Annotated in this window: 20 protein-coding genes; 18 read left to right on the plus strand and 2 right to left on the minus strand. The window is 68.9% G+C overall.

The window, feature by feature from the left end:
- Positions 1 to 58 precede the first annotated feature (58 nt).
- The 6 genes from IT361_18960 (at position 59) to IT361_18985 (ending at position 8,176) form a co-directional block, all read left to right on the plus strand.
- A complete protein-coding gene (locus IT361_18960) occupies positions 59 to 1,375 on the plus strand; it encodes a DUF4147 domain-containing protein (protein ID MCC6319759.1) in 1,317 nt (438 codons plus the stop codon).
- Positions 1,376 to 1,590: 215 nt separating this feature from the next.
- Positions 1,591 to 2,517 carry a carbon-nitrogen hydrolase gene (locus IT361_18965; GenBank protein ID MCC6319760.1) on the plus strand — a complete coding sequence of 309 codons (927 nt, stop codon included), beginning with the start codon at positions 1,591 to 1,593 and terminating at the stop codon, positions 2,515 to 2,517.
- Between the two features lie 16 nt (positions 2,518 to 2,533).
- Positions 2,534 to 3,559, plus strand: coding sequence for an agmatine deiminase family protein (locus tag IT361_18970; GenBank protein ID MCC6319761.1), 1,026 nt, complete (start codon positions 2,534 to 2,536; stop codon positions 3,557 to 3,559).
- 9 nt (positions 3,560 to 3,568) lie between these two features.
- On the plus strand, positions 3,569 to 5,233 hold the full coding sequence (locus IT361_18975; GenBank protein ID MCC6319762.1) for a hypothetical protein: 1,665 nt from the start codon (positions 3,569 to 3,571) through the stop codon (positions 5,231 to 5,233).
- A 134-nt stretch (positions 5,234 to 5,367) separates the two neighbouring features.
- Positions 5,368 to 6,465 (plus strand): ABC transporter substrate-binding protein, encoded by a 1,098-nt coding sequence (locus IT361_18980; protein MCC6319763.1) that lies wholly within the window; start codon positions 5,368 to 5,370, stop codon positions 6,463 to 6,465.
- Entirely contained in the window at positions 6,455 to 8,176 is a 1,722-nt protein-coding gene (locus IT361_18985) for a methyl-accepting chemotaxis protein (protein ID MCC6319764.1), read from the plus strand. Before IT361_18980 ends, IT361_18985 begins: the two co-directional genes overlap by 11 nt.
- Before the next feature lie 320 nt (positions 8,177 to 8,496).
- Here the strand turns inward: IT361_18985 and IT361_18990 are convergent, their stop codons facing one another.
- Positions 8,497 to 9,297, minus strand: a complete 801-nt coding sequence (locus tag IT361_18990) for a hypothetical protein (GenBank protein ID MCC6319765.1) — start codon at positions 9,295 to 9,297, stop codon at positions 8,497 to 8,499.
- Positions 9,298 to 9,405: 108 nt separating this feature from the next.
- On the opposite strand from IT361_18990, the gene queC reads away from it, so the two are divergent.
- From queC to IT361_19015, 5 genes are all read left to right on the plus strand, one after another.
- The gene (queC, locus tag IT361_18995) at positions 9,406 to 10,116 is read left to right on the plus strand and encodes a 7-cyano-7-deazaguanine synthase QueC (GenBank protein MCC6319766.1); all 711 of its coding nucleotides are present in this window, start codon (positions 9,406 to 9,408) and stop codon (positions 10,114 to 10,116) included.
- Positions 10,117 to 10,123: 7 nt separating this feature from the next.
- Positions 10,124 to 10,753 carry a 7-carboxy-7-deazaguanine synthase gene (queE, locus tag IT361_19000; GenBank protein ID MCC6319767.1) on the plus strand — a complete coding sequence of 210 codons (630 nt, stop codon included), beginning with the start codon at positions 10,124 to 10,126 and terminating at the stop codon, positions 10,751 to 10,753.
- Positions 10,754 to 11,052: 299 nt separating this feature from the next.
- Positions 11,053 to 11,415 (plus strand): helix-turn-helix transcriptional regulator, encoded by a 363-nt coding sequence (locus tag IT361_19005; protein ID MCC6319768.1) that lies wholly within the window; start codon positions 11,053 to 11,055, stop codon positions 11,413 to 11,415.
- A complete protein-coding gene (locus tag IT361_19010; protein MCC6319769.1) occupies positions 11,393 to 11,905 on the plus strand; it encodes an SRPBCC domain-containing protein in 513 nt (170 codons plus the stop codon). Before IT361_19005 ends, IT361_19010 begins: the two co-directional genes overlap by 23 nt.
- Positions 11,906 to 12,166: 261 nt before the next feature.
- Positions 12,167 to 12,616, plus strand: coding sequence for an FtsX-like permease family protein (locus IT361_19015; protein MCC6319770.1), 450 nt, complete (start codon positions 12,167 to 12,169; stop codon positions 12,614 to 12,616).
- 64 nt (positions 12,617 to 12,680) lie between these two features.
- Here the strand turns inward: IT361_19015 and IT361_19020 are convergent, their stop codons facing one another.
- Positions 12,681 to 12,893, minus strand: coding sequence for a hypothetical protein (locus tag IT361_19020; protein ID MCC6319771.1), 213 nt, complete (start codon positions 12,891 to 12,893; stop codon positions 12,681 to 12,683).
- Between the two features lie 823 nt (positions 12,894 to 13,716).
- On the opposite strand from IT361_19020, the gene queD reads away from it, so the two are divergent.
- The 7 genes from queD to IT361_19055 all read left to right on the plus strand — a co-directional run bounded on the left by queD (position 13,717) and on the right by IT361_19055 (position 22,018).
- Complete coding sequence (gene queD / locus IT361_19025; protein MCC6319772.1) at positions 13,717 to 14,094, plus strand: 6-carboxytetrahydropterin synthase QueD; 378 nt, start codon at positions 13,717 to 13,719, stop codon at positions 14,092 to 14,094.
- Positions 14,095 to 14,302: 208 nt separating this feature from the next.
- Positions 14,303 to 14,965, plus strand: coding sequence for a C40 family peptidase (locus tag IT361_19030; protein MCC6319773.1), 663 nt, complete (start codon positions 14,303 to 14,305; stop codon positions 14,963 to 14,965).
- A 233-nt stretch (positions 14,966 to 15,198) separates the two neighbouring features.
- Positions 15,199 to 16,446, plus strand: a complete 1,248-nt coding sequence (locus IT361_19035) for an HlyD family efflux transporter periplasmic adaptor subunit (protein ID MCC6319774.1) — start codon at positions 15,199 to 15,201, stop codon at positions 16,444 to 16,446.
- Positions 16,447 to 16,490: 44 nt separating this feature from the next.
- Positions 16,491 to 17,204 (plus strand): ABC transporter ATP-binding protein, encoded by a 714-nt coding sequence (locus IT361_19040; protein ID MCC6319775.1) that lies wholly within the window; start codon positions 16,491 to 16,493, stop codon positions 17,202 to 17,204.
- 179 nt (positions 17,205 to 17,383) lie between these two features.
- Positions 17,384 to 19,798: an ABC transporter permease gene (locus IT361_19045; GenBank protein MCC6319776.1), complete on the plus strand. Its 2,415-nt coding sequence runs from the start codon at positions 17,384 to 17,386 to the stop codon at positions 19,796 to 19,798.
- A 112-nt stretch (positions 19,799 to 19,910) separates the two neighbouring features.
- Positions 19,911 to 20,651, plus strand: a complete 741-nt coding sequence (locus tag IT361_19050) for an ABC transporter ATP-binding protein (GenBank protein MCC6319777.1) — start codon at positions 19,911 to 19,913, stop codon at positions 20,649 to 20,651.
- Positions 20,651 to 22,018 carry a sigma-54-dependent Fis family transcriptional regulator gene (locus tag IT361_19055; GenBank protein MCC6319778.1) on the plus strand — a complete coding sequence of 456 codons (1,368 nt, stop codon included), beginning with the start codon at positions 20,651 to 20,653 and terminating at the stop codon, positions 22,016 to 22,018. Before IT361_19050 ends, IT361_19055 begins: the two co-directional genes overlap by 1 nt.

Consider the following 22,018-nt stretch of genomic DNA (forward strand, 5'->3'; position numbering starts at 1 on the left):
GCATGGTGAATTTCCTCGCCTCGGAGCATTGTCCCCTTCCCGTTCGCCGACTGCTTCATTGCTGCACGCGCGCCCCCTCCTCGAGCACCTCCTCGACGTCGCCCTGCAGGCGGCCGATCCGCGGCGAGCGACGGCGCGGGTGGTCGCGGAACTCCCGCTCCGCACGGCACCGGGCGTCATCGCCATCGGGAAAGCGGCGGCTGGCATGGCGCTTGGCGCACTCGATGCCCTCGCGGAACGAGGGCTGACACCAACGCGGGGCGTCGTCGTCTCGCACACCGGCGAGCCCGCCACGATCGGCGGACTCCCGCATCTCCTAGGCAGCCACCCGCTGCCTGACGAGCGCTCGCGGTGCGCCGCCGAAACGCTCGCGGAGGTGGCAGGCCAGGCCCGACGACTCGATGACGTGCTCGTGCTCGTGTCCGGCGGCACCACCAGCCTCGTGGCGCAGGCGATCCCGGGGTCGCCGATCGAAGACCTCCGGCCGACGTTCGATGCCTTGCTGCGTTCGGGGCTCGCGATCCAGCCGATGAACCTGCTCCGACGCCGGCTGCTGCGGTGGGGGGCGGGTCGCCTCGCGGCCGCACTGGCGCCAGCACACATCCACTGCCTGATCGTGTCGGATGTGATGGGGAGCGACCTCGCGTCGATCGGATCGGGCCCCTGCGTGCGCGACCCCGCGACCGCGGAGGACGTTCGCGCCGCGTTCGTCGCCGCGGCGCCGTCGCTGCCGTCGTCGATTCGTGACGACCTGGGTCGCGCCATCCACCACGCGTCAGTCGAACCCCCGGTACCGGGCGGGGCGCGGTTCGACCGCGTGCAGACGCGTGTGATTCTCGAGAATCGCCACGCGCTCGCGGCCGTGCGCGAGGCGGCGCGCGCGGCGAGGCTCGCGGTGATCGAGGAGCCGCCGGCCGATGTGAGCGGAGAAGCGGCGGATGTGGGCGTCGCGCTCGCCCGCTCGCTGGCTGCCGCGCAGCGATCGTTAGGCGCCGGCGAGCGCCGGCTCTGGATCGGCGGTGGTGAGCCGACCGTCACCATCCCGGCCGGCGCCCAGGGCCGCGGCGGTCGATGCCAGGAACTCGCGCTGGCGTGTGCGCTCGAGTGGCACGCGCTGGGCGCTCGCAGCATCACGCTGCTCGCCGCAGGCACCGACGGGCGCGATGGCCCCACCGACGCCGCCGGCGCGGTCGTCGATGCGCACACCATCGACGCCATCCGCAACGCGGGACGTGACCCACGCGCGGACCTGCGCGCGCACGACTCGGGCAACGCCCTCGACGCGGCCGGGGCCTTGCTCCTGACCGGCCCCACCGGCACCAACGTCAACGACGTGGTCCTCGCGCTCATCGAGCACCCCGCCGACCAGCCCTGATAGCGAGTTCGCTGAAGCCAGACCGCTGAAGGCGTCCCGCAGGCGAAGCATGCCGGCCCGGTGGAACGTGAGTGGCTCACGGCCAACGAGCTCCGAGATGAGCTGCCAGCGGTCGCAAGCCACCGGGAACGCCGCGGACCCGACGGGATTGATGCCGGGGCTCATGGCGCGGCTCCCGTTACCGACCCGCCGACCGTTCCGATACCTTCTTTGACATGTCCAGGATCTTCAAGGTCGGAATCGTCCAGGAAACCGCCGCGTCGCCCGACATCGCGGCCAACGTCGCGCGCGCGGTCTCCGCCGTGCGTGCCGCACACGCACAGGGTGCGCAGGTCATTTGCCTGCAGGAGCTGTTCAATGCGCCCTACTTCTGCCAGACGCTCGACATGAAGTGGTTCGACCTGGCGGAGCCGATCCCCGGGCCCACCACCGATCGCATGCAGGCGCTGGCGAAGGAACTGGCCGTCGTGCTGATCGTGCCCATCTACGAACGCGAGGCCGCGGGTCTCTACCGCAATTCCGCGGCGGTCATCGACGCCGACGGCGCGCTGCTCGGCGTCTATCGCAAGATGCACATCCCCCACGACCCGCATTTCGAGGAGAAGTACTACTTCGCGCCCGGTGACACCGACGGGAGGGCACTGGCCGCGCCCGGCAAGGTCAAGGAAGCGGACGGCTTTCGGGTGTGGCGCACGCAGTACGCCAACATCGGCGTCCTCATCTGCTGGGACCAATGGTACCCGGAGGGCGCCCGACTCACGTCGCTCCTTGGCGCCGACATCCTGTTCTATCCCACCGCCATCGGGTGGCATCCGCGGGAGAAGGCGGAGTTCGGCGAGGCGCAGGTGACGGCGTGGCGCACGATCCAGCGTGCGCATGCGATTGCCAACGGCGTCTTCGTGGCGTCGCCGAATCGCGTGGGCTTCGAGACCGCGGCCGGCAGCGACGGCCTCGAGTTCTTCGGCAACTCCACGATCTACGACCCGTTCGGCCGCATCCTGGCCGAGGCGGGGACGGAACCGACGGTGCTCGTCGCGACGTGCGATACCGCGCGCATCGAGGACACGCGTCGCAACTGGCCGTTCCTCCGCGACCGTCGCATCGACGCGTACGGTGGACTCTCCTCACGGTTCCTTGGCTGACGTGACCAACTACCGGATGCCTGCCGAGTGGGCGCCGCACGCGGCGACGTGGCTCGCGTGGCCCCATCATGAGCCCGACTGGCCCGGCAAGTTCGCCCCCATCCCGTGGGTGTACGCCGAGATCGTGCGGGCGCTGCACACCTCCGAACGCGTGGAGATCCTCTGCCACGACGCGGCCGTGCGTGACGACGCCCGCGCCCGACTCGATGCGCACCACGTCGACCCGAACGGCTATCGCCTGCACCTCGTACCCTATGATCGCGGCTGGCTGCGGGACTCGCTGCCCACCATGGTCCACGACTCGGCGGGTCGTGTGGTGCTCGCCAACTGGCGTTTCAACGCGTGGGCGAAGTACGACAACTACGCCCTCGACGCCGAGCTGGGCCCCGCGGCGTCCACGATCACCGGGCACGACCGCATCGAGCCCATGCGACCCGACGGCACCACGCGTGTGGTGCTGGAAGGCGGGGCCATCGACACCAACGGCGCCGGCCTCTTCCTCACCACGGAGGAGTGCCTGCTGTCCCCGATCCAGGAGCGCAACCCGGGACTCGGGCGCCACGACTACGAGCGCATCTTTCGCGACTACCTCGGCGTGCGCGAGACCATCTGGCTCGGTGAAGGCTGCGTGGGCGATGACACCCACGGCCACGTCGACGACATTGCCCGGTTTGTCGCCGAAGATACGGTCGTGCTCGCCATGGAGGCCGACCCCGATGACGAGAATCATCGACGTTCGGTGGACAACCTCCACCGACTGCAGGCGTTCGGAGGCGGACGGCTCAACGTCGTCACCATCCCGTACCCACGCGCGGTGATGATGGACGGGCAGCGCCTGCCCGCTTCGTACGCGAACTTCTACATCGGCAATCGGGTGGTGCTCGTCCCGACGTTCAACGACCCAAACGACCGAGTGGCGCTGAACACCCTCGCCGCGTGCTTTCCCGATCGCGAGGTCGTGGGGATCCATGCCGTGGACCTTGTCTGGGGCCTCGGCACGCTGCACTGTCTCAGCCAGCAGGAACCGACCCCTCAACGTTAGGCAGCCCGCATGCGAGCCTCCACATCGTGCGCCACCGCGCTCGCCGCCAGTGTCCTGCTGGCGTGCAGCGAGACCGCGACCACCGCAGGCGCCTCGGGCGGCACGCTCCTCATCGCGACCGGCAGCGATCCCGAAGCGGTGCTTCCGCCGCTGGTCCACAACTCCGTGGGCAAGCAGGTGATCGACGCCCTCTACCTGCCCATCGCGCGCACCGGTGACACGATCACCCTGATCGGCGACTCCGGGTACGCGCCGGGTATCGCCGAACGCTGGACCTGGTCGACGGACTCACTCTCGATCGCGTTCCACATCGACCCGCGGGCCCGCTGGCACGACGGCCAGCCCGTGCGCGCGGCCGACGTGCGCAGTACCCTCGCCATCTACCGCGCGCCGGCGATCGCCGCCGACGCCGTTCCCGCGCTCGTCGGCGTCGACTCGGTCTCGACTCCCGACTCGCTCACCTTCGTCGCGTGGTTCGCCCATCGGTCTCCGACCCAGTTCTACGACCTGGTCACGAATCTCATTCCGATTCCGGCGCACGTGTACGCCAACATCCTGCCGGACTCGCTCGCGGCCGCGCCGGCGGCCAGGGCACCGATCGGGAGCGGGAAGTTCCGCTTTGGTCGCTGGCTCCCCGGACAGCGCGTGGAGGTCATCGCCGACACGGCGCACTGGATGGGGCGCCCCGGGCTCGATCGCGTAGCGTGGCTCGTCGTCACCGACCCCACGGCGCAGGCCGCAATGCTCGCGGCCGGCGAAGCCGATATGGTCGAAGTGCTCAACGACGCCGCGATCGCCTCGCTCGCCGGTGACACCGCGGTGCACCTCGTCAGCAAACCATCGTTGGCGTACACGATGGCGGTCTTCAACCTTCATGATCCACGATCGCCCGCACGGCCGCATCCCCTGTTTGGCAATCGCGACCTCCGGCGGGCCCTCTCGATGGCGATCGATCGCCGACAGCTCGTGGCAAGCGTGCTCGATTCACTCGGCGCGGCGATGGGCAGTCCGTGGGTGTCGCGGATCGGGCTCAACGACGCCAGGCTGCTGCCGTTCGATTCGGCGCACGCGTCGGCGCTGCTCGATACCCTCGGCTGGCGGGACACCGACGGGGACGGCATTCGTCAGCAGGGCACGCGCGCCCTCGAGTTCACGATCACGGCGCCGGCATCGAGCCGCGGTCGTCGCCGGTCGCTCGAGGTCATGGAGCCCCTGTTCAAGGCGGTCGGGGTTCGAATGAAGCCGGATCTCGTCGAGCCCAGCGTGCAAGGGACCGCCGCCGAGGCCGGCCGCTTCGACGTCACGCTGCTCGGGTTCAACGGCGATCCGAATCCCAACTCCGTGCGCCAGTTCTGGAAGACGGAGCAGCGAAAGGCAGGCAGCAACTACGGGGGCTACTCCAACCCACTCTTCGACGCGACCATCGATTCGGCGGTCGCCACGTTCGACCCGACCGCGGCCCACGCGCTGTTCATACGAGCCGGGCAGATTCTCGCCGAAGACGCGCCGGCCATCTGGATCTACGAGGCAAAGACAGTGCTGGGAATCCGCGCGCGGTTCCGTACGGCGGCGATGCCCGCCCACGCGTGGTGGGCGAATCTCGATCGCTGGGAGGTTGATCCAGCGCGACGGATCGATCGGGACCGTATCGGTCCCCGCCTCCCGCCGTCGTAGCGCGCAGCCGCGGGCGCGGGCCGTCGTTACGGCCGCGACGTTCGAGTGTTTCGCCGCGGGAACGTGAGCCGGCTCACACGTTGCGCGGCGTTCGCCGCCGACGTCTGTACATCGTGACCCATTCACCATTCCCGATGGCCGCGCGACGCCTGGTCGTGGCGGCGCTTGCGTGCGTCTGCGCCTGCGACCGCGGGGACTCGACGATCCACATCGGCGCCGCCGGGAACTGGCGGGAATCGTACGGCGTGATGGGCAAGCGTGGCATCGACCTCGCCACCGAGGAGATCAATGCGCAGGGCGGCGTCCGCGGGCGCCAGCTGAGCGTGATCGCCGAAGAGGACAGCAGCGATGGATCGCGCGCGGTGCGCGTCGCGTCCCGGTTCCTGGCCGACCCGTCCATCGTCGGAGTGATCGGGCATCTCGAGTCCGGTACCATGGTGGCTGCCGCGTCGGTCTACGATCAGGGACTGCCCGCGATTTCCAGCACGGCCACGAGCCCCTCGCTGTCAGGCATCTCGCCGTGGGTGTTTCGCGTCATCTCGTCCGACTCCATGAACGGCCGCGACATCGCCGCGCACGCACGACGCGCAGGCCTGCAACGCGCGGCGGTGCTGTACGAAAACAACTCCTACGGACGCGGGCTCTCCGATGCCTTCGCCCGGCACTTCGCCGGTGAAGTGGTGGCGAGCGACCCGATCGCTTCGGACTCGACTTCTGACCTCGAGCCGACGATCGCATGGCTTCGCCGCATGCGGCCCGACGTGGTCTTCGTCGCCGGAACCGCCGCGTCAGGCATCGCGGTGTTGCGCGAGGCCAGGCGACAGGGCCTTGCGGCGTCGTTCATGGGCGGCGACGGATGGAGCGGCGTGGTCTCGTCAGGCAGCCTCGCCGAGGGTGTGCTCGTGGCCACGCCGTTCGCGGTCGGAGACCCACGGGAAGAGGTGCGACGCTTCGCGCAGGCCTTCCGCCAGCGGTTCGGCGTCGATCCCGACCAGAACGCCGCTCTGGCCTACGACGCCACGCGACTGCTGGCCCGTGCGATCGAAGAGGCCGGCGCCTCGCGTCAGGCCGTGCGCGACTGGCTGGCCAACTCGCTCTCGGGTGCGCCGTACCAGGGCGTGACCGGATCGATCCAGTTCACGCCGTCCGGCGACGTGGTCGGCAAGAGCTTCGTGATCACGCGGATCCGGAACGGCGGCTTCCACGTGGAGGGCTCGGCGCGTGGCAGCTGAATCCGCGGCCGCACTCGTCAGGCTCGGGAGCCTTCGGCAACGGCTCTTTGCCGGCTTCGGGCTGCTGACCCTCCTCTTCGTGCTCGCCGGACTGGCCGCGCGCGCCGCCGTGGGACGCATGTCCGACGTGATCGGCGAGACGCTCGCGTCCGTGCAGGCGGACGCGCAGCTCTCCTCGCGATTGTCCGCGTCGGTCACGCAGGAGCTGGCGGCCGCCGATCGCTACCTCGTCTCCCGCGACACGGCGGACCTGACGGCGTTCCGTCGATCCGGAGCCGCCGCGCACCGCGCGCAACGCAGCATGGCGCTGCAGCTCGCCACATCACGCGATGAGGCCGCGCTGATCGCCGCGATCGACCAGCAACTGTCGACCGTCGAGGTGCGGTATGCGCGCGCACATCGACTGGCCGACCTCGAGCGTCCGGCGGAGGCCATGCGCGAGGCCGCGCTCGCCCGACGTGGCATCGAGGAGCTGACGCGCGATGTGCAGTCGCTCGATGCGCTCAAGACCACCAGCGTGGAGTCGGCGTCGCGCTCGCTGCGCCGACAGGCCGACCAGCGGACGCTGTGGGTGCTCGTGATCATGGGCGTGGCATCCGTGCTGGGACTCGTGGTCGTGTTCACGACGGTGAGCTGGGTGACGCGACCGATGCGGCGTCTGGCGTCGCAGGCGCGCGCGTTGAGCAGCGGGGACTTCGCCCCGCAGTCGCACGACGACCTGCCGCTCGAGTTTCGCGGTCTGGCCGACGCGCTCAACGGCGCCGCGTCGTCCCTGGCCCGCGTGGTGAACGTGACATCCATGACCGCCGACGACGTCTCGGGCTCGGCCCGCGAACTCGCCAACGTGTCCGAGCAGATCTCCGCGTCCGCGAGCCAGATGGCCGCGTCGATGAGTGACATCTCGTCGAGCGCCGACAGCCAGGTGCGACAACTGCGCGCCGTCGACGAAGCGTTGCGCGCCATCCAGGACAATGCCGTGGAAGTGCTGCGCGGCACGGATGAAGTGGGCGGACTCGCCGGCGAGATCGAACATTCGGCCCGCGCCAAACGCGCCGAGATCGAGCGCTCGCTCGGCATCCTCGTGATGGTGCGCAGCACCGTGGGTGAAGCGGCGGGCGAGGTGCAGGCGCTGCAGGGCACCGCGGACCACATCAACCGGCTCGTGGCGTCGGTCGGTCGGATCGCCGAGCAGACCGACCTCCTGGCGCTCAACGCGGCCATCGAGGCGGCCCGCGCGGGCGCGGCGGGGCGTGGGTTCGGCGTCGTCGCTGACGAAGTGCGCAAGCTCGCCGAGCAGGCGCAGGTCGCGGCCGATGACGTGACGCAACTGACCCGATTGGTGACCAACCGCGTGGCATCGACCACGCGCGCCATGGAGCTCGGCGTGCAACAGGTGTCGGAGATCGAGGGCGTTTCCCGCGAGCTCGACTCGGCGCTCAACACGATCACGCTCGCCGCGACGCGCACGCGAGCAGCCGCCGGGGCCGCCGCGGACAAGGCTCGCGGCAATGCACAGTTTGTGGCCAGCGCCGCCCGGAGTGTGGAATCGGTCGCCCGTACCGCCGAGAGCTATGCCGCCGCCGCGCAGCAGGTCAGCGCGTCGACGCAGGAACAGAGCGCCGCGTGCGAGCAGATGAGCTCCGCCTCGACCCAGCTGCTCCAGGGCAGCGTCCAGTTGCGCGAACTCGTCGGGGGACTGGGCCGCAGCTGATGCTACGGCGCCCGAAGCGCGCCGAGGACCCGGCGCCACGATGGGCGACCGGCGGCGCAGCCGAAGATCGAGCGCCCCCATGGACGAACGTGGCGGCGAGCAGCGCAGGATCGAGCGCCCCCATCGGCGACCGTGACAGCGTAGCCGCGGAGGATCGAGAGCCCCAATGGGGGACCGTGACAGCGCCCCTATGGGCGGCCGCGGAAGCGAAGCGAAGGAGGATCCAGCACGCCAGCGGGTGACCGCGGCTGCGTTGCGGCTCAAGCCGGCGTCCCGATGCGCGACCGCGGCAGCGCAGCGCGCGAACGCGCCGCGCGACGTTACCTCGGGCTTCGCCGGATCTGGCTCGACCCCCACTTGGTCGGATCGAAGATCTCGGGCGGCAGGAGGACGTTCACCTGCACGTTGAAGTACTCCTCCTTGAAGTACAGCCGCCCGTCGCGGTAGAAGTGCACATCGAACGCGACGGGGTACCCACCCACGTCCTGATAGCGATAGAACCGGATGTCGCTTACCACCGGTCGGGCGCCACGGGCATCGCGCTGGATCACTCGACGCACGAGCAGCGAATCGCGATCGATCCAGAACTGTGACGTCGTGGTGTCGCCGGGCCGCGCGCCCACCACCATCACCGGGCGCCCCTGCCAGGTGGACGAGTGCATCATGGCCAGATCGAAGCCCAGCGAATCGAGCTGCAGAACGGTCGTGTCCACCGCCTGGCCGTACACATCGGCGATGAGAACGGCGAGCGGATTCCAGCCGCGCTGCGGCGCCTGCGGCTTGTTGTCGGTGAACGCGTGGATCCGTCCGCCCGCGTACAGCACGCCGCTTCGCGAGGTGAGCGGCAGGTAGTCGATGCGCAGGCGTCCGGGCACGGCGAGGTACTCGTTCCAGACGCCTTTGATCTCGCGCCCCGACTGGGAGATGTTCGTCGTGTTCTGGGAGAAGCTGAGCGTCGTGAAGAACTTCCCGGCATAGCGCGCGTGCATCGCGGCGATGACGCCTCGACCGTCGCTGATCGGGGCCGGTGTTGGCGCGGGCGCTTCCGCGGTGCGCGTCGATCTGGTGCAGGCGGTGGTCGCGAGCAGCAGTGCGACGGCGAAGCAGCGGAAGGGCAGCATCGGGCGGTGGGCAGGGCCTCAACGGCGGTAAACAACAGCGAGGGTCGCGACGCCCCATGAGGATTGCTGATTACCTTTGCCTCGACAATCCCCCCAACCGCACGGCCGGTGTCCCCCGAAGGTCCTGCCCTTGCCCCCTCAGCCGTCCTGCTGCTGAGCGGTGGCCTCGACTCCACCACCTTGCTCGCCCTCGCCCAGCACGAGGGTCGCCGCGTGTTTGCCCTTACGTTCCGGTACGGCCAGCGGCACGAGGGCGAGATCGAGGCCGCGCGGCGGATCGCGCGCGCAGGGGGAGTGGCCGATCACGCGGTCATCGACATCGACCTGCGGCGTTTCGGGGGCTCGGCGCTCACCACCGCCGTCGACGTGCCGAAGGACCGACCCCTGGACGACCCCTCGGCGGGCATTCCGATCACCTACGTCCCTGCGCGCAATACGATCTTCCTGTCGTTTGCGCTTGCGTGGGCGGAAGTCCTCGACGCCGGCGAGATCTGGATCGGCGTGAATGCGCTGGACTACAGCGGGTATCCCGACTGTCGCCCGGCGTACGTGGCGGCGTTCGAGACCATGGCGAACCTGGCGACGCGGGCCGGCGTCGAGGGCACGCGCCCGGTGAGGATCCGCGCGCCGCTCATCGAGCTCACCAAGGCGCGCATCATCGCCCTTGGCACGTCGTTAGGCGTGGACTACGCGTCGACGACGAGCTGCTACGACCCCGCCCCCGACGGTGCGGCCTGCGGCCATTGCGACGCCTGCCAGTTGCGCCGTCGCGGATTTGCCGAGGCCGGCGTGGCCGATCCTACCCGGTACAGCCCGTGAGGCCGCTATGTACACGGTGAAGGAAGTGTTCTTCACGCTGCAGGGCGAGGGCGTGCATGCCGGGCGGCCGGCCGTGTTCTGCCGGTTCAGTGGGTGCAACCTTTGGAGCGGCCGAGAGAAGGATCGCGCAAGCGCCGTCTGTTCCTTCTGCGACACCGACTTCGTCGGCGTCGGCCCGGATGGTGGACGATTCGATTCTGCCTCCGCACTCGCCGACGCCGTCAGGGCGTGCTGGCCGCAGGCATCGGGCGGGCGGCCCTACGTGGTGTGCACCGGTGGCGAGCCGCTGCTCCAACTCGATCGTGCCGCCGTGGACGCGCTGCACGCGGCCGGCTTCGAGGTCGCCATCGAGACCAACGGCACGCTGCCGGCACCTGATGGCATCGACTGGATCTGCGTGAGCCCCAAGGCGGCAGCCCCGTTGAGTCTCACACGTGGCCACGAACTCAAGCTCGTGTTCCCTCAGGCGGACGCAGCGCCGGAACGATTCGAGCGGCTGGATTTTCGCCATTTTTCGCTGCAACCCATGGACGGCCCCGACGTCGCCGCCAACACCCGCGCTGCGCTGGCGTATTGCCTCGCACACCCGCGGTGGCGACTCAGCCTGCAAACCCACAAGCTGCTCGGCATTCGCTAGCCCGACGGCGCGATTCGAACACCTGGCGGTTCACGTGGCGTCCGGGCGGGCGCGTCACCCACCTCGACGGCCGTGAACGGTTCGGCGTGTTGAGTCCAGCGGCCGTGTGCGTCCCGCTTCGCGTCACGAGCATCGCTCCCGCCATGAACGTTCTCGAACGTGCTGAGCGACGCGTTCGCCGACACCGACGGCCCTGATCGTTCGCAGGGGCTTGTCGAAGCCGGAGTCCAGTTGAGCGACTACCCGACCTGAACCCGCCCTTGCATCCCGTCAACAGGGGCGGTAAAATACTGAACCATATGGTTCAGCTTTCGCCGCACCTCGACGCTTCGTTCGCCGCGCTCTCGGACGCCACCCGCCGCGGCGTGCTCGAGCAACTCGGACGCGCCGACGCATCGATCACGGAGCTTGCCCGGACGTTCCACATGACCCTCACGGGCATGAAGAAGCACGTTGGCATCCTGGAGCACGCCGGGCTGGTCAGGACGGAAAAGGTCGGGCGCGTGCGGACCTGCTCGCTCGGCCCGCGCCGCCTGCAGGAAGCGGCGGCATGGATCGAGGGGTACCGTCGGCTCTGGGACGCCCGCTTCGACGAGTTGGACCAGGTCATCGAGCAACTGCAACGACAGGAGAAGACCCATGGACGCAGAAACAGGGCATGAGCCCGCACCCACGAGGAACCCCACCACGGTGGAGCGGACCTCCGAGCGTGAGCTGGTCGTAACACGAACCTTCAACGCCCCGGCGCGCATCGTGTACGAAGCGTGGACCAGGGCGGAGCTGTTCAAACAGTGGTGGGCGCCGAAGTCGATGGGCATGTCCCTCCGTTCCTGCACGCTGGATGTGCGGGTGGGGGGCACGTATCGCCTCGAGTTCGCACCCGACGGAATGGCGTTCTTCGGCACGTACCTCGAAGTGATACCGCACGCGCGCCTCGTGTGGACCAATGAGGAAGGCGGTGAGGGCGGGCCGGTCACCACGGTGACGTTCGAGGAACAGGGCGGCAGGACGCTGCTCGTCATGCACGAGCTGCATGCCTCGAAGGAAGCGCTCGACGCTGCCGGCAGCGGGGCCGCGGAGGTGACGGTCGAGACGTTTGCGCAGTTGGATGCGCTGCTCGGCTCCCTGAGCGCGGTCGTTGGAGGGTCGTGAAGTCGTCGATCTCGCGGGTTCCCTTGCGAGGAGGCAGGACGATGCACCAGCGACGTGGCCGACAGGGTGGGAGCCGTCGCACGATGCTCGACTGGAGCGGCGCCGCACGCGCGGCGCTGCTCGTCACATGATTCGCGACGTGCCCGCGGACGTGAAGTACGCGGTCCGCTCCTTCTCCAGGAGTCCGCGGTTCACGGGTGTCACTGCTCACGCTTGCGCTGGGGATCGGCAGCAGTTTGGGCGCTGGACAAGGACGTCCCGGTGGCCGACCCGAACACGCTCCAATCCTGGGTCACCGAGGCGATGTCTCAGACGCGGTTCCTCCTGACGCTCACGACCACCTTCGCGGGCTTGGTGCAGGCGCTCGCGGCGCTCGGTCTCTACGGCGTGATTGCCTGGCCTGCCCGCCAGCGCACGCGTGAAATCGGTGTCCGTGTCGCACTCGGCGTCCATGCCGGGGAGATCCGCCGGTTGATACCGGGCCACGACCTGGTCGTGGCAGGGGTCGGCATCGCGTTGGGACTCGGCGCCTCTGTGGCGCTTACCCGGAGCATGGCGCGGTATCTGGTGGGCGTTGGTGCCACCGACCCCGTCACGTTCCTGCCGGCGCCGCTGGTGCTGCTCGCGATGGCGCTGGTGGCGTGCTGTCTGTCCGCGCGGCAAGCGGCGGGGATGGATCCGGTGCGGGCGTTGAGGGATGAGCGGAGGTAGGGGGAGCAACCCGGGCCAGACATCGAGGTCGCTTTGCCTGGCGTATGCACGCGCGAGACCTCCGTCAGCTGCCCAACCGAAGGCCGAACCAGCCAGCGAGACTCGGCGCGCCTCCGCCACCGCTGAGTACATCATACCGAAGGAGAAACCGAGGCCCGAATCCGCGAACGGCACCCGCACTCGCCGCCAGGCCAAACGTGCCGCGGCGCCCGTCGAACGAGTTGTAGCCAGCCACCGCTCCAACAGACAGCGCGGCGCGTGCATGGTATGCTCGCACGATGTGGGCGAGTACTGCCGCCTCCGCCGAAAAGCCGTCGGGCGCGCAACCGCCAGCGCACGCAAACGGCTGCACGCCGCGTGCAATTGAAAGGAGCGCGGTGCCTCGCGAAGACGAGAGTTCCAGGGCAGCGCCAAGCAGCAGCTGCCCGGCATTTGTCGCCCCGGACTCAACGTCACGTGGTCGCGGAAAACGCCCTGCACCCACAAAGGGCACGAAAGCGCCTGATGGTGATCGTGTGGACTGCGCCTGGACCGGTGCTGCGACCAACGTGATGAGAAGAACGCGGAGCAGAACGCTGGAAACCTCGGCGCGGATGGCAACGAGACGCCGGCGGCGTCGACCACGCGGGTCTCGAAGAGAGCGCCCAGCGCGCACCTCGTCGTCCAGGGGCCGTTCGGCCAATCCCTTCCGGCGCGAGGCTGCCCCGAAATTCAGAGCAAGTCCAACGCATTCGGCTGACCTGACCGCGCGCAGTCCAAGCGGGCCCTGGGCCTGAACTGCCGCCGGCTTCAAGGTGGCAGCATCACACGGCAGCTCCGTCAGCACGTGAGGTACGCTCATCACCATTCGTAGCTGTTCCGCCTCCGCTGTGGGCCACGCGAACAGAGCCGACCAGCTTGACCCGCCCGTGAGTTCCGGCCACGGCCCGGGCGGGTCGGCCAGCCCTGCCCGCCCGTCTCCTCGCGCCCAACGCCAGCCATCACCACCGGTCGATCCGGCAAACCGCCCACTTTGTTTCAACCTTCTCCCTCCGGCAGATTCTGACTCTGGCCAACAGGGCCAACCACCACCCTGACGACACCACGCGAGCCAACCCGACGTGCGACTGTTCAAGGACTTCACCTTCGAAGCCGCCCACCGGCTCCCCAACGTCCCGGCTGACCATAAGTGTGCCAGGCTGCACGGCCACTCCTTCCACGTGCGCGTGACGGTCGAGGGCGACGTTGGCGACGCCTCGGGCTGGGTAATGGACTTCGCTGACCTCAAGGCCGTCTGCGCACCAGTGATCGATGCGCTCGACCATCGCTACCTGAACGATATCCCCGGACTCAGGAATCCAACGAGCGAGGTCATCTCCCTCTGGATCTGGGAGCGCCTCGCCGGTGCGCTACCGGCGCTTGCCGAGGTGGAGGTGCGCGAAACCTGCACCACGGGATGCGCCTATCGTGGTCCAGAGACCCTCAGAGATCCCACCTGACGGCGCCGCACACGACGTCGGGGCGCGCCCCGACCGACCTGGCTGACGTGAATGAACTCGGTCGAGCAGCAGACACAGAGGCCAGCCGCGACGGGGAATCACCTGACCGGACGGACAGCGCAAAGCCTGCGGCTGTGATCTGGGTGTACTCCCCTCCCGGGCAACCGACGCTAGGTTGACCACTCGAGTCCGCCCTGTACCCGAAAGGATGACCGCCTCGTTCGCCCGACGTACCACCACGTTGATCCTCCTCGCCTGCGCCATTGCGACGCCGGCCGAGGCTCAACGCACGCGCCGGGCGACCCACAAGAAGCCGTTCGAGGCCCTCTCCGAGTCCGCCCAGCGCCTCAAGGACTCGCTGTCGCTCCGGCTCGTTGCCGGGGCCGTCCCCCGGTACGACTCGGTCACCGCGCAGGGGGCCTTTGCGGCGGTGCCGACGAGGACCGCCTCCCAGCAGCACGAGGCGCTGATCTCCATGGCCCGATCGCAGATCGGGACGCGCTACATCCTCGGCGCCGAAAAACCCGGCCAGGCGTTCGACTGCAGCGGCCTGGTGCGCTTCGTGATGTCGGTGCTCCGGATCGACCTGCCGCGCACAGCGAACGAACAGGCCACGCAGGGGATCATGGTCGAGCGGGATCCCGCAGTGCTCAAGCCCGGCGACTTGCTGACCTTCGGTCGGGGGAGCCGCGTCTCGCACATCGGGGTGTACGTCGGTGGCGGCCGATTCGTCCACGCCAGTACGTCCAGAAGAAAGGTCGTCGAGGCCTCGATCGACCAGCCGAACACCTGGTTCCGGCGGAACTGGGTCGGCGTGCGCCGGTTGATCGCGGCGGTCGAGCCTCCGGTTGACACCGCGACGCTTCGCTGAGCGTAGACAATCCCGAAACCCAGGCGCGGCTCTCGACGGGGCCGCGCTGTTCGTTTCCGGACACTCGTTCCCACCTTCGAACACGACGCGGGCACTGCGCCGATCTCACAACCTGCTGCCCCGCAATCGTTTGCGTGGTGCGGGGGGCAAGGCACGCTTCTTTCTTTGCGACGTGTCAAGCGAGTCGGACATTCTCGCTGTCCAACCCTGATAACGACGAGCCCCGATCTCTCGTGGACATCAAGCGCGAGCCGCCAAAGAAGACGAAGCGCAACATCCTGATCGCCGCCGGCGTGGTGGGGATCGTCGTGGCCACGGTGGCGCTGAGCAACCTCGAAGCGCGACCTCAGGGGGTTCCGCGCGCCGAGCTGTGGATCGACTCGGTGGTTCGCGGACCGTTCACTCGAAGTGTGCGCGCCCCGGGCACGCTCGTCCCCGAACAGATGCGCTACGTCGCCGCCGTCACGGCCGGACGTGTGGAGGCGCGGCCGCTGCGTCCGGGCTCGCCGGTGACGCGCGCAACGGTCATTCTCGAACTGAGCAACCCGGAAGTGCAGCTCGAAGCGCTCAACGCGCAGCGCAACGTCACGCAGGCCGAGCAGGATCTCGTGACGCTCAAGACGTCGCTCGAGAGCAATCGGCTCGCTCAGGAATCGCAGGTGGCACAGCTGGTGTCACAGCGTGGCATCGCCTTGCGCGAGGCCGCGGTGTTCGAAGGGCTCGACCAGAAGGGCCTCTCGTCGAAGAACGAAGTCCAGCGCGCCCGCGAGTCTGCCGCGGAGCTGGATACGCGCCTCACGCTCGAGCGCAAGCGGCTGGCGGTGATCACGAACGCGATCGCCGAGCAGATCGAGAAGGCCGAGGCGAACCTGGCACGGATGCGTGCGATCTCGCAGTTCCAGCAGGAGCGCGTGAACTCGATGAAGGTGCTCGCGGGCGAAGACGGCGTGCTGCAGTCGCTCAACTGGGAGCTGGGTCAGTGGGTGAACCCCGGCCAGGAGCTGGCGCGCGTGGCGCAGCCCGGCAAGCTCAAGGCGGTACTGCGCGTCCCCGAGACGCAGGTGAAGGACGTCGCGCTCGGGCAGAAGGCGTCGATCGACACGCGGAACGGGCTGATCGACGGTCGGGTGATGCGCATCGACCCGATCTCGCAGAACGGCACGGTGACCGTCGAGATCTCGCTCGAAGGCGAGCTGCCGCGCGGGGCGCGGGCCGACCTCTCGGTGGATGGCCAGATCGAACTCGAACGGCTGGACAACGTGATGTACGTGGCGCGACCGGCCTATGGGCAACCGGAAAGCACGGTCGGCCTGTTCAAGGTCAGCGCCGACGGCAGGACGGCCGAACGCATCAGCGTGAAGCTCGGTGTCGCGTCGGTGAGCACGATCGAGGTGCAGCAGGGACTCCAGCCGGGCGACAGCGTGATCGTGTCCGACATGTCCCGGTTCGACAACGTCCAGAAGGTCCGCATTCAGCGTTAGGCATCGTCCCGTTGGTCCTTTCCGTCCGACAAACCCTCCCGAACATGACCAGCTCCTCGCCCTCGGCCGACGCGCTCATCCGCATGGACGGCATCAAGAAGATCTTCTACACGGACGAGGTGGAGACGCACGCCCTCGCCGAGATCCACATGGAGATCCGTCCCGGCGAATACGTGGCGATCTCCGGACCCTCGGGATGCGGCAAGACCACGCTGCTGTCGATCCTTGGCCTGCTCGACACGCCGACCGACGGCCAGTACATCCTGAGCGGCGAGAACGTCTCGAACCTCTCGGCCGCCGATCGCGCGCGGATCCGCAACCGCCAGATCGGCTTCATCTTCCAGGCGTTCAACCTGATCGGCGACCTCACGGTCTACGAGAACGTGGAGCTGCCGCTCACCTACCGCGGGATGGCGACCAACGAGCGACGGAAGCGCGTGCAGGAAGCGCTGGAACGCGTCGGCATGTCGCACCGCATGAAGCACTACCCGTCGCAGCTGTCCGGCGGCCAGCAGCAGCGCGTGGCCGTGGCGCGCGCCGTGGCCGGCGACCCGGCCATTCTCCTCGCCGACGAGCCGACCGGCAACCTCGACTCCACGAATGGCGAGGCGGTGATGGAGCTGCTGCGCGAGCTGCACCGCGGGGGCGCGACGATCTGCATGGTGACGCACGATCCGCGATACGCGCGTCACGCGGACCGCTCGATCCACCTGTTCGACGGTCGGGTGGTGGACGAGATGGCCGGGGCGCCGGCATGAACGCGCGCCGACGACCGATGACGCGCGCATCCGGAGCCGCGACGCACGCAACGCCTGCGTGGGGATTCATCGTGCGCGGCGTGCTCACCGCGCTCGTCCTCGGCGCGGTGTCGGTCCTTGCGTTCCTGTTCAGCGCCACCGGTACCTGACGCTCGAAGGTCAGCCCGCGAGGAGTTTCCATGGACGCCATCAGACAGGATCTCCAGTTCGCGCTTCGGTCGCTCCTCAAGTCGCCGGGATTCACGGCGATTGCGATCCTGTGCATGGCGCTGGGCATCGCGGCCAACGTGTTCGTGTACAGTCCCGTCAACGCGCTGCTGCTGCGCCCGCTGCCGTACCGCGATGCGGGCCGGCTCATGCACCTCAACACCTGGAGACTCGGCGAGCGCCGCGAGAACTTCGCCAGCTGGTCGTGGCTCGACGTGCAGGACGTCGGGGCGGGCATGTCCGGCGTCCTGAGTGAGGTCGGCACGTATCGCCTGGGGGAGTGGAACGTCGGCGGGATGGACGAACCCGAGCGCATCCGCGGCGCTCGCGTGTCGCCGTCGCTGTTTCCGATGCTTGGCCTGCAGCCGGCCGTTGGGCGGTTCTTTCGGCCGGACGAAGAGCGCAACGCTGCGGTCGTGATCCTCGGGCATGGCGTCTGGACGCGGAAGTTCGGCGCCGACTCGGCGGTGGTGGGCCGTGCCATCACCGTGAACGGCCTGCCGCATACCGTAATCGGTATCATGGCCCCGGGCGTCCGGTATCCGGAGACCGAGGATCTGTGGCTGCCGACCGACCCGACCGAGGTGGCGATGGCTCAACGCAACCAGCGCAACCTGCAGTTGGTCGCGCGGCTCGCGCCGGGCGTGTCCGAAGAGGAGGCCAATGCGAAGCTGTCCACGGTGATGGCGGCCCTCGCCGCGAAGTTCCCCGACACGAACCGGAACCTTGGCGGCTGGATGTTCGAGCTGAGCGAAGACGTGCGCTCGGAAGTGCGGGCGATCTTCCTGACCATGGTGGGCGCCGTGGCGTTCGTCCTGCTGATTGCCTGCTCGAACGTGGCGAACCTGCTGCTCGCCCGTGGCTCCGGTCGCCAGCGCGAGCTGGCGGTGCGGCTCTCGATGGGCGCCACGCGTGGGCGACTCGTCAGGCAGCTGCTCACCGAGAGCCTCCTTCTGGCGCTGGTGGGCGGCCTGCTGGGCGCGCTGCTCGGCGCGTGGGGCGTGGACGTGTTCGTGCGGTGGGGCATGCCGGCGACCGTGCCGTTCTGGATGCGCTTCGACGTGGATCGCACCGTCATGGGCATCACGCTGGCCGTCACCGTGGTATCGGGGCTCGCGTTCGGCATCGTGCCTGCCCTCAGGCTCTCGGCGCCGGACCTCTCGCAGACCCTCAAGGAAGCCGGTGGCCGCGGCGGCAGCGCGCACGGCACCGTGGGCCGCCTGCGCGCCACGCTCGTGGTCGCACAGCTCTCGCTGTCACTCGTGCTGCTCGCGGGTGCGGCGCTGATGGTCCAGAGCTTCCTGCGTTCACGCACGGCATCGCTGGGCCTCGACCCTAACCACGTGCTCACCGGCGAGGTCTCGCTCACCGGCACGAAGTACGCGACCGACTCGCTGCGCAGCAGCGCGCGGGCCCGGCTGCTGGCGGCGATTCGCGCAATCCCCGGCGTGGAGGAGGCGGCCCTCGTCGGCTGGCGCCCCATCAGCGACTGCTGCTCGGGCGACGCGTATCGCATCGCCGGTCGTACCTACGAGCCGACCGACGTGCCCGTGGCGCAATACAACACCGTGTCGCCCGGCTACTTCTCCGCCCTGCGCATCGCGATGCTGCGCGGACGTGATTTCACCGACGCCGATCGGCTCGGAGGCGCGAAGGTCGTGATCGTCTCTCAAGCGCTCGCTGAGCGTGAGTGGCCCGGGGCTGACGCGGTTGGCCAGGTCATGACGATCGGATCCGACTCGACGCCCGTGACCGTGGTGGGAGTCGTGGGCGACGTCGTGGTGCGACGGCTGACCGATCAGCTCCGCAAGGAGCACCTGTACGTCCCGTTCGACCAGGGGAGGTTTTTCGGCGCCGACCTGGTCATGCGCACGGCTGGGGATCCGTATGCGGTGGCCAGCGCGCTCAAGCAAGCCATCGCCGGCGTCGATCCCGACCTGCCCGCGAGTTCCATCGTGTCGATGACCGACGCAGTGCGCGACCGCATGTTCGAGGGGCGCGTCTACGGCGCGATGTTCGCGTTCTTTGGCATCGCCGCACTCCTGCTCGCGAGCGTGGGCCTCTATGGCGTGGTGTCGTTTGGCGTCTCGCAGCGCACGCAGGAGGTCGGCGTGCGCATGGCCCTCGGCGCCTTGCCGCGCGACGTCATCGGGCTCGTGCTTGGTGGCAGTGCGCGCCTGCTGGGTCTGGGCCTCGCGATCGGTGTACCGGCAGCGATCGGTCTGGCGCAGGTGCTGCGCGGATCGTTGTACGGCATCTCCGCGAGCGATCCCCTCACGTTCATCGCGATCGCGGCCCTGCTCGGCGTTGTGGCGCTGCTGGCGTCATGGATCCCGGCGCGGCGTGCAACGCGGGTGGACCCCGTCGTCGCCTTGCGGGCGGAGTAGCCCCGCGAACATCCGAGATGCAGGACTCCCGCTCGCCGTAGTAGTGTTCAGGCATTCGGCGCGAGGCCTGCGCCGCACGGGGCACCCCTCCCCGAGTCTCGCACCCAGGATCATGGCGTTCTTCAAGTCGAGCAAGCCAGCCACCCCGGTCGAAGACCCGCCGGTCGTCGGCCCGCTGGTCTCGTTGCGCGGTCTCGAGAAGTTCTACGACACTGCGGCCGGTCGCGCCTACGTGCTGCGCCGGATCAGTTTCGACATCCAGCCGGGCGAGTTCATCACCATCATGGGTCCGTCGGGCGCGGGCAAGTCCACGCTGCTCGCCATCCTCGGGATGTTCGACGGGCAATGGACCGGTGAGCTCGGGTTCCGCGGACACGCCGTGCATGCGATGTCCAACAAGGATCGGCTGGCGCTCAACCGGCGCTACATCGGGTTCGTCTTCCAGCAGTATCACCTGCTCGACGACCTGACCGTCGCGGAGAACCTCGACGTGCCACTGTCGTATCGGGACGTGCCGCGCGACGAGCGCGCCGCGATCGTCGGGGACGCGCTCGACCGCTTCTCGATCGTCGGAAAGAAGGACCTGTATCCGCGCCAGCTCAGCGGCGGGCAGCAGCAGCTCGTTGGCGTGGCGCGGGCGGTGATCGCCAGGCCGGCCCTGCTCCTCGCTGACGAGCCGACCGGCAACCTGCATTCGTCGCAGGCGCGCGAGATCATGGAGCTGTTCGTGCAGCTCAATCGACAGGGCACGACGATCGTGCAGGTCACGCACTCGGAGGAGAACGCGCGCTTCGGCTCGCGGATCATCACGGTGCGCGACGGGTGGATCGTCGAGGACACGCCGACGGGCTGATGGCCCGCCTCCTCGTCGCCGACGACCAGGCGGACGTCATCGAGGCGCTCCGCCTGCTCCTCAAGCGCGAGGGGCACGTGGTGGAGTCGGCGCACACGCCGGCCGAAGTGGCCACGATGGTGTCGGCGCGCGACTACGACAGCGCGATCATCGACCTCAACTACACGCGGGACACGACGTCGGGTCGCGAGGGGCTCGACCTGCTGCAGCAGTTGATGACACTCGACGCCACCTTGCCCGTGGTGGTGATGACGGCGTGGGCGAGCATCGACTCGGCCGTGGAGGCCATGCGGCGCGGCGCGCGCGACTACGTGGAGAAGCCCTGGGACAACGAGCGGCTGCTCTCGATCGTGCGCTCGGCGGTCGATCTCGGGCGTGCGCTGCGCCACAACCAGCGGCTGGAGGGCGAGAACCGGTCGTTGCGCCATCCGGCGACGCCGTCGTTCATCGCCGGATCGCCGGTGATGCGGCCGGTGCTGCAGCTCATCGAGCAGGTGGGCCCGTCGGACGCCAACGTGCTCATCACCGGAGAGCACGGCACCGGCAAGGAACTGGTCGCGAACCTGCTCCACGGCGCGTCGCCGCGCATGGGCAAGCCGTTCGTCGCGGTGAACCTCGGCGGGATCGCCGAGGGCGTGTTCGAGAGCGAGATGTTCGGGCACGTGAAGGGCGCGTTCACCGACGCGCGTGCCGACCGGCCCGGGCGATTCGAGATTGCGCAGGCGGGCACCCTGTTCCTCGACGAGATCGGCAATCTGTCGTTGGGCCAGCAGGCCAAGCTGTTGCGCGTGCTGCAGACCGGCGAGTTCGAACGCGTCGGGTCGTCCAAGGTGCGACAGGCCGATGTGCGCGTCCTCTCGGCGACGAACGTCGACATTGCGAGTGAAGTGGCCGGGGGGCGCTTTCGCGAGGACCTTCTCTTTCGGATCAACACGATCGAGCTGCACCTCCCTGCCCTGCGGGAGCGACGCGAGGACGTGGGCCCACTCGCGCACAGTTACCTCCAGCGGCACGCGCAGCGGTACCGCAAGCCGGCGCGCGGATTCGAGCCCGCGGCGATGCAGGCGCTGCTCGACCACGCCTGGCCCGGCAATGTGCGCGAGCTGGGGCATGTGATCGAGCGCGCCGTGTTGCTCGCGCGCGGAGAGCTGATCGGCGCCGGTGACCTGGCGCTGCGACCGGCGGCATCGGCGTCCGTGCGCCTCGAAGACCTGCCGCTCGAGGAGGTGGAGCGGATCCTCATCCGGAAGGCGCTCGCGAAGCACGGAGGCAACGTGTCGCGGGCGGCGCGGGCGCTCGGCCTCTCGCGCAGCGCGCTCTACCGCAGGCTGGAGCACTTCCGGATCGTGGGCCCGGACGCGGGCTGA

This window comes from Gemmatimonadaceae bacterium (assembly GCA_020846935.1).
Classification (GTDB): Bacteria; Gemmatimonadota; Gemmatimonadetes; order Gemmatimonadales; family Gemmatimonadaceae; genus RBC101.

Bases quoted from the DNA above. Each gene is read 5' to 3' on its own strand.
- IT361_18980 (MCC6319763.1), top strand. From the start codon at position 5,368: ATGGCCGCGCGACGCCTGGTCGTGGCGGCGCTTGCGTGCGTCTGCGCC.
- IT361_19030 (MCC6319773.1), top strand. From the start codon at position 14,303: ATGACCGCCTCGTTCGCCCGACGTACCACCACGTTGATCCTCCTCGCC.
- IT361_18975 (MCC6319762.1), top strand. From the start codon at position 3,569: ATGCGAGCCTCCACATCGTGCGCCACCGCGCTCGCCGCCAGTGTCCTG.
- IT361_18965 (MCC6319760.1), top strand. From the start codon at position 1,591: ATGTCCAGGATCTTCAAGGTCGGAATCGTCCAGGAAACCGCCGCGTCG.
- IT361_18990 (MCC6319765.1), bottom strand. From the start codon at position 9,297: ATGCTGCCCTTCCGCTGCTTCGCCGTCGCACTGCTGCTCGCGACCACC.
- IT361_19055 (MCC6319778.1), top strand. From the start codon at position 20,651: ATGGCCCGCCTCCTCGTCGCCGACGACCAGGCGGACGTCATCGAGGCG.
- IT361_19050 (MCC6319777.1), top strand. From the start codon at position 19,911: ATGGCGTTCTTCAAGTCGAGCAAGCCAGCCACCCCGGTCGAAGACCCG.
- IT361_19040 (MCC6319775.1), top strand. From the start codon at position 16,491: ATGACCAGCTCCTCGCCCTCGGCCGACGCGCTCATCCGCATGGACGGC.
- IT361_19045 (MCC6319776.1), top strand. From the start codon at position 17,384: ATGGACGCCATCAGACAGGATCTCCAGTTCGCGCTTCGGTCGCTCCTC.
- IT361_19010 (MCC6319769.1), top strand. From the start codon at position 11,393: ATGGACGCAGAAACAGGGCATGAGCCCGCACCCACGAGGAACCCCACC.
- queE (MCC6319767.1), top strand. From the start codon at position 10,124: ATGTACACGGTGAAGGAAGTGTTCTTCACGCTGCAGGGCGAGGGCGTG.
- IT361_19005 (MCC6319768.1), top strand. From the start codon at position 11,053: ATGGTTCAGCTTTCGCCGCACCTCGACGCTTCGTTCGCCGCGCTCTCG.
- IT361_18970 (MCC6319761.1), top strand. From the start codon at position 2,534: ATGCCTGCCGAGTGGGCGCCGCACGCGGCGACGTGGCTCGCGTGGCCC.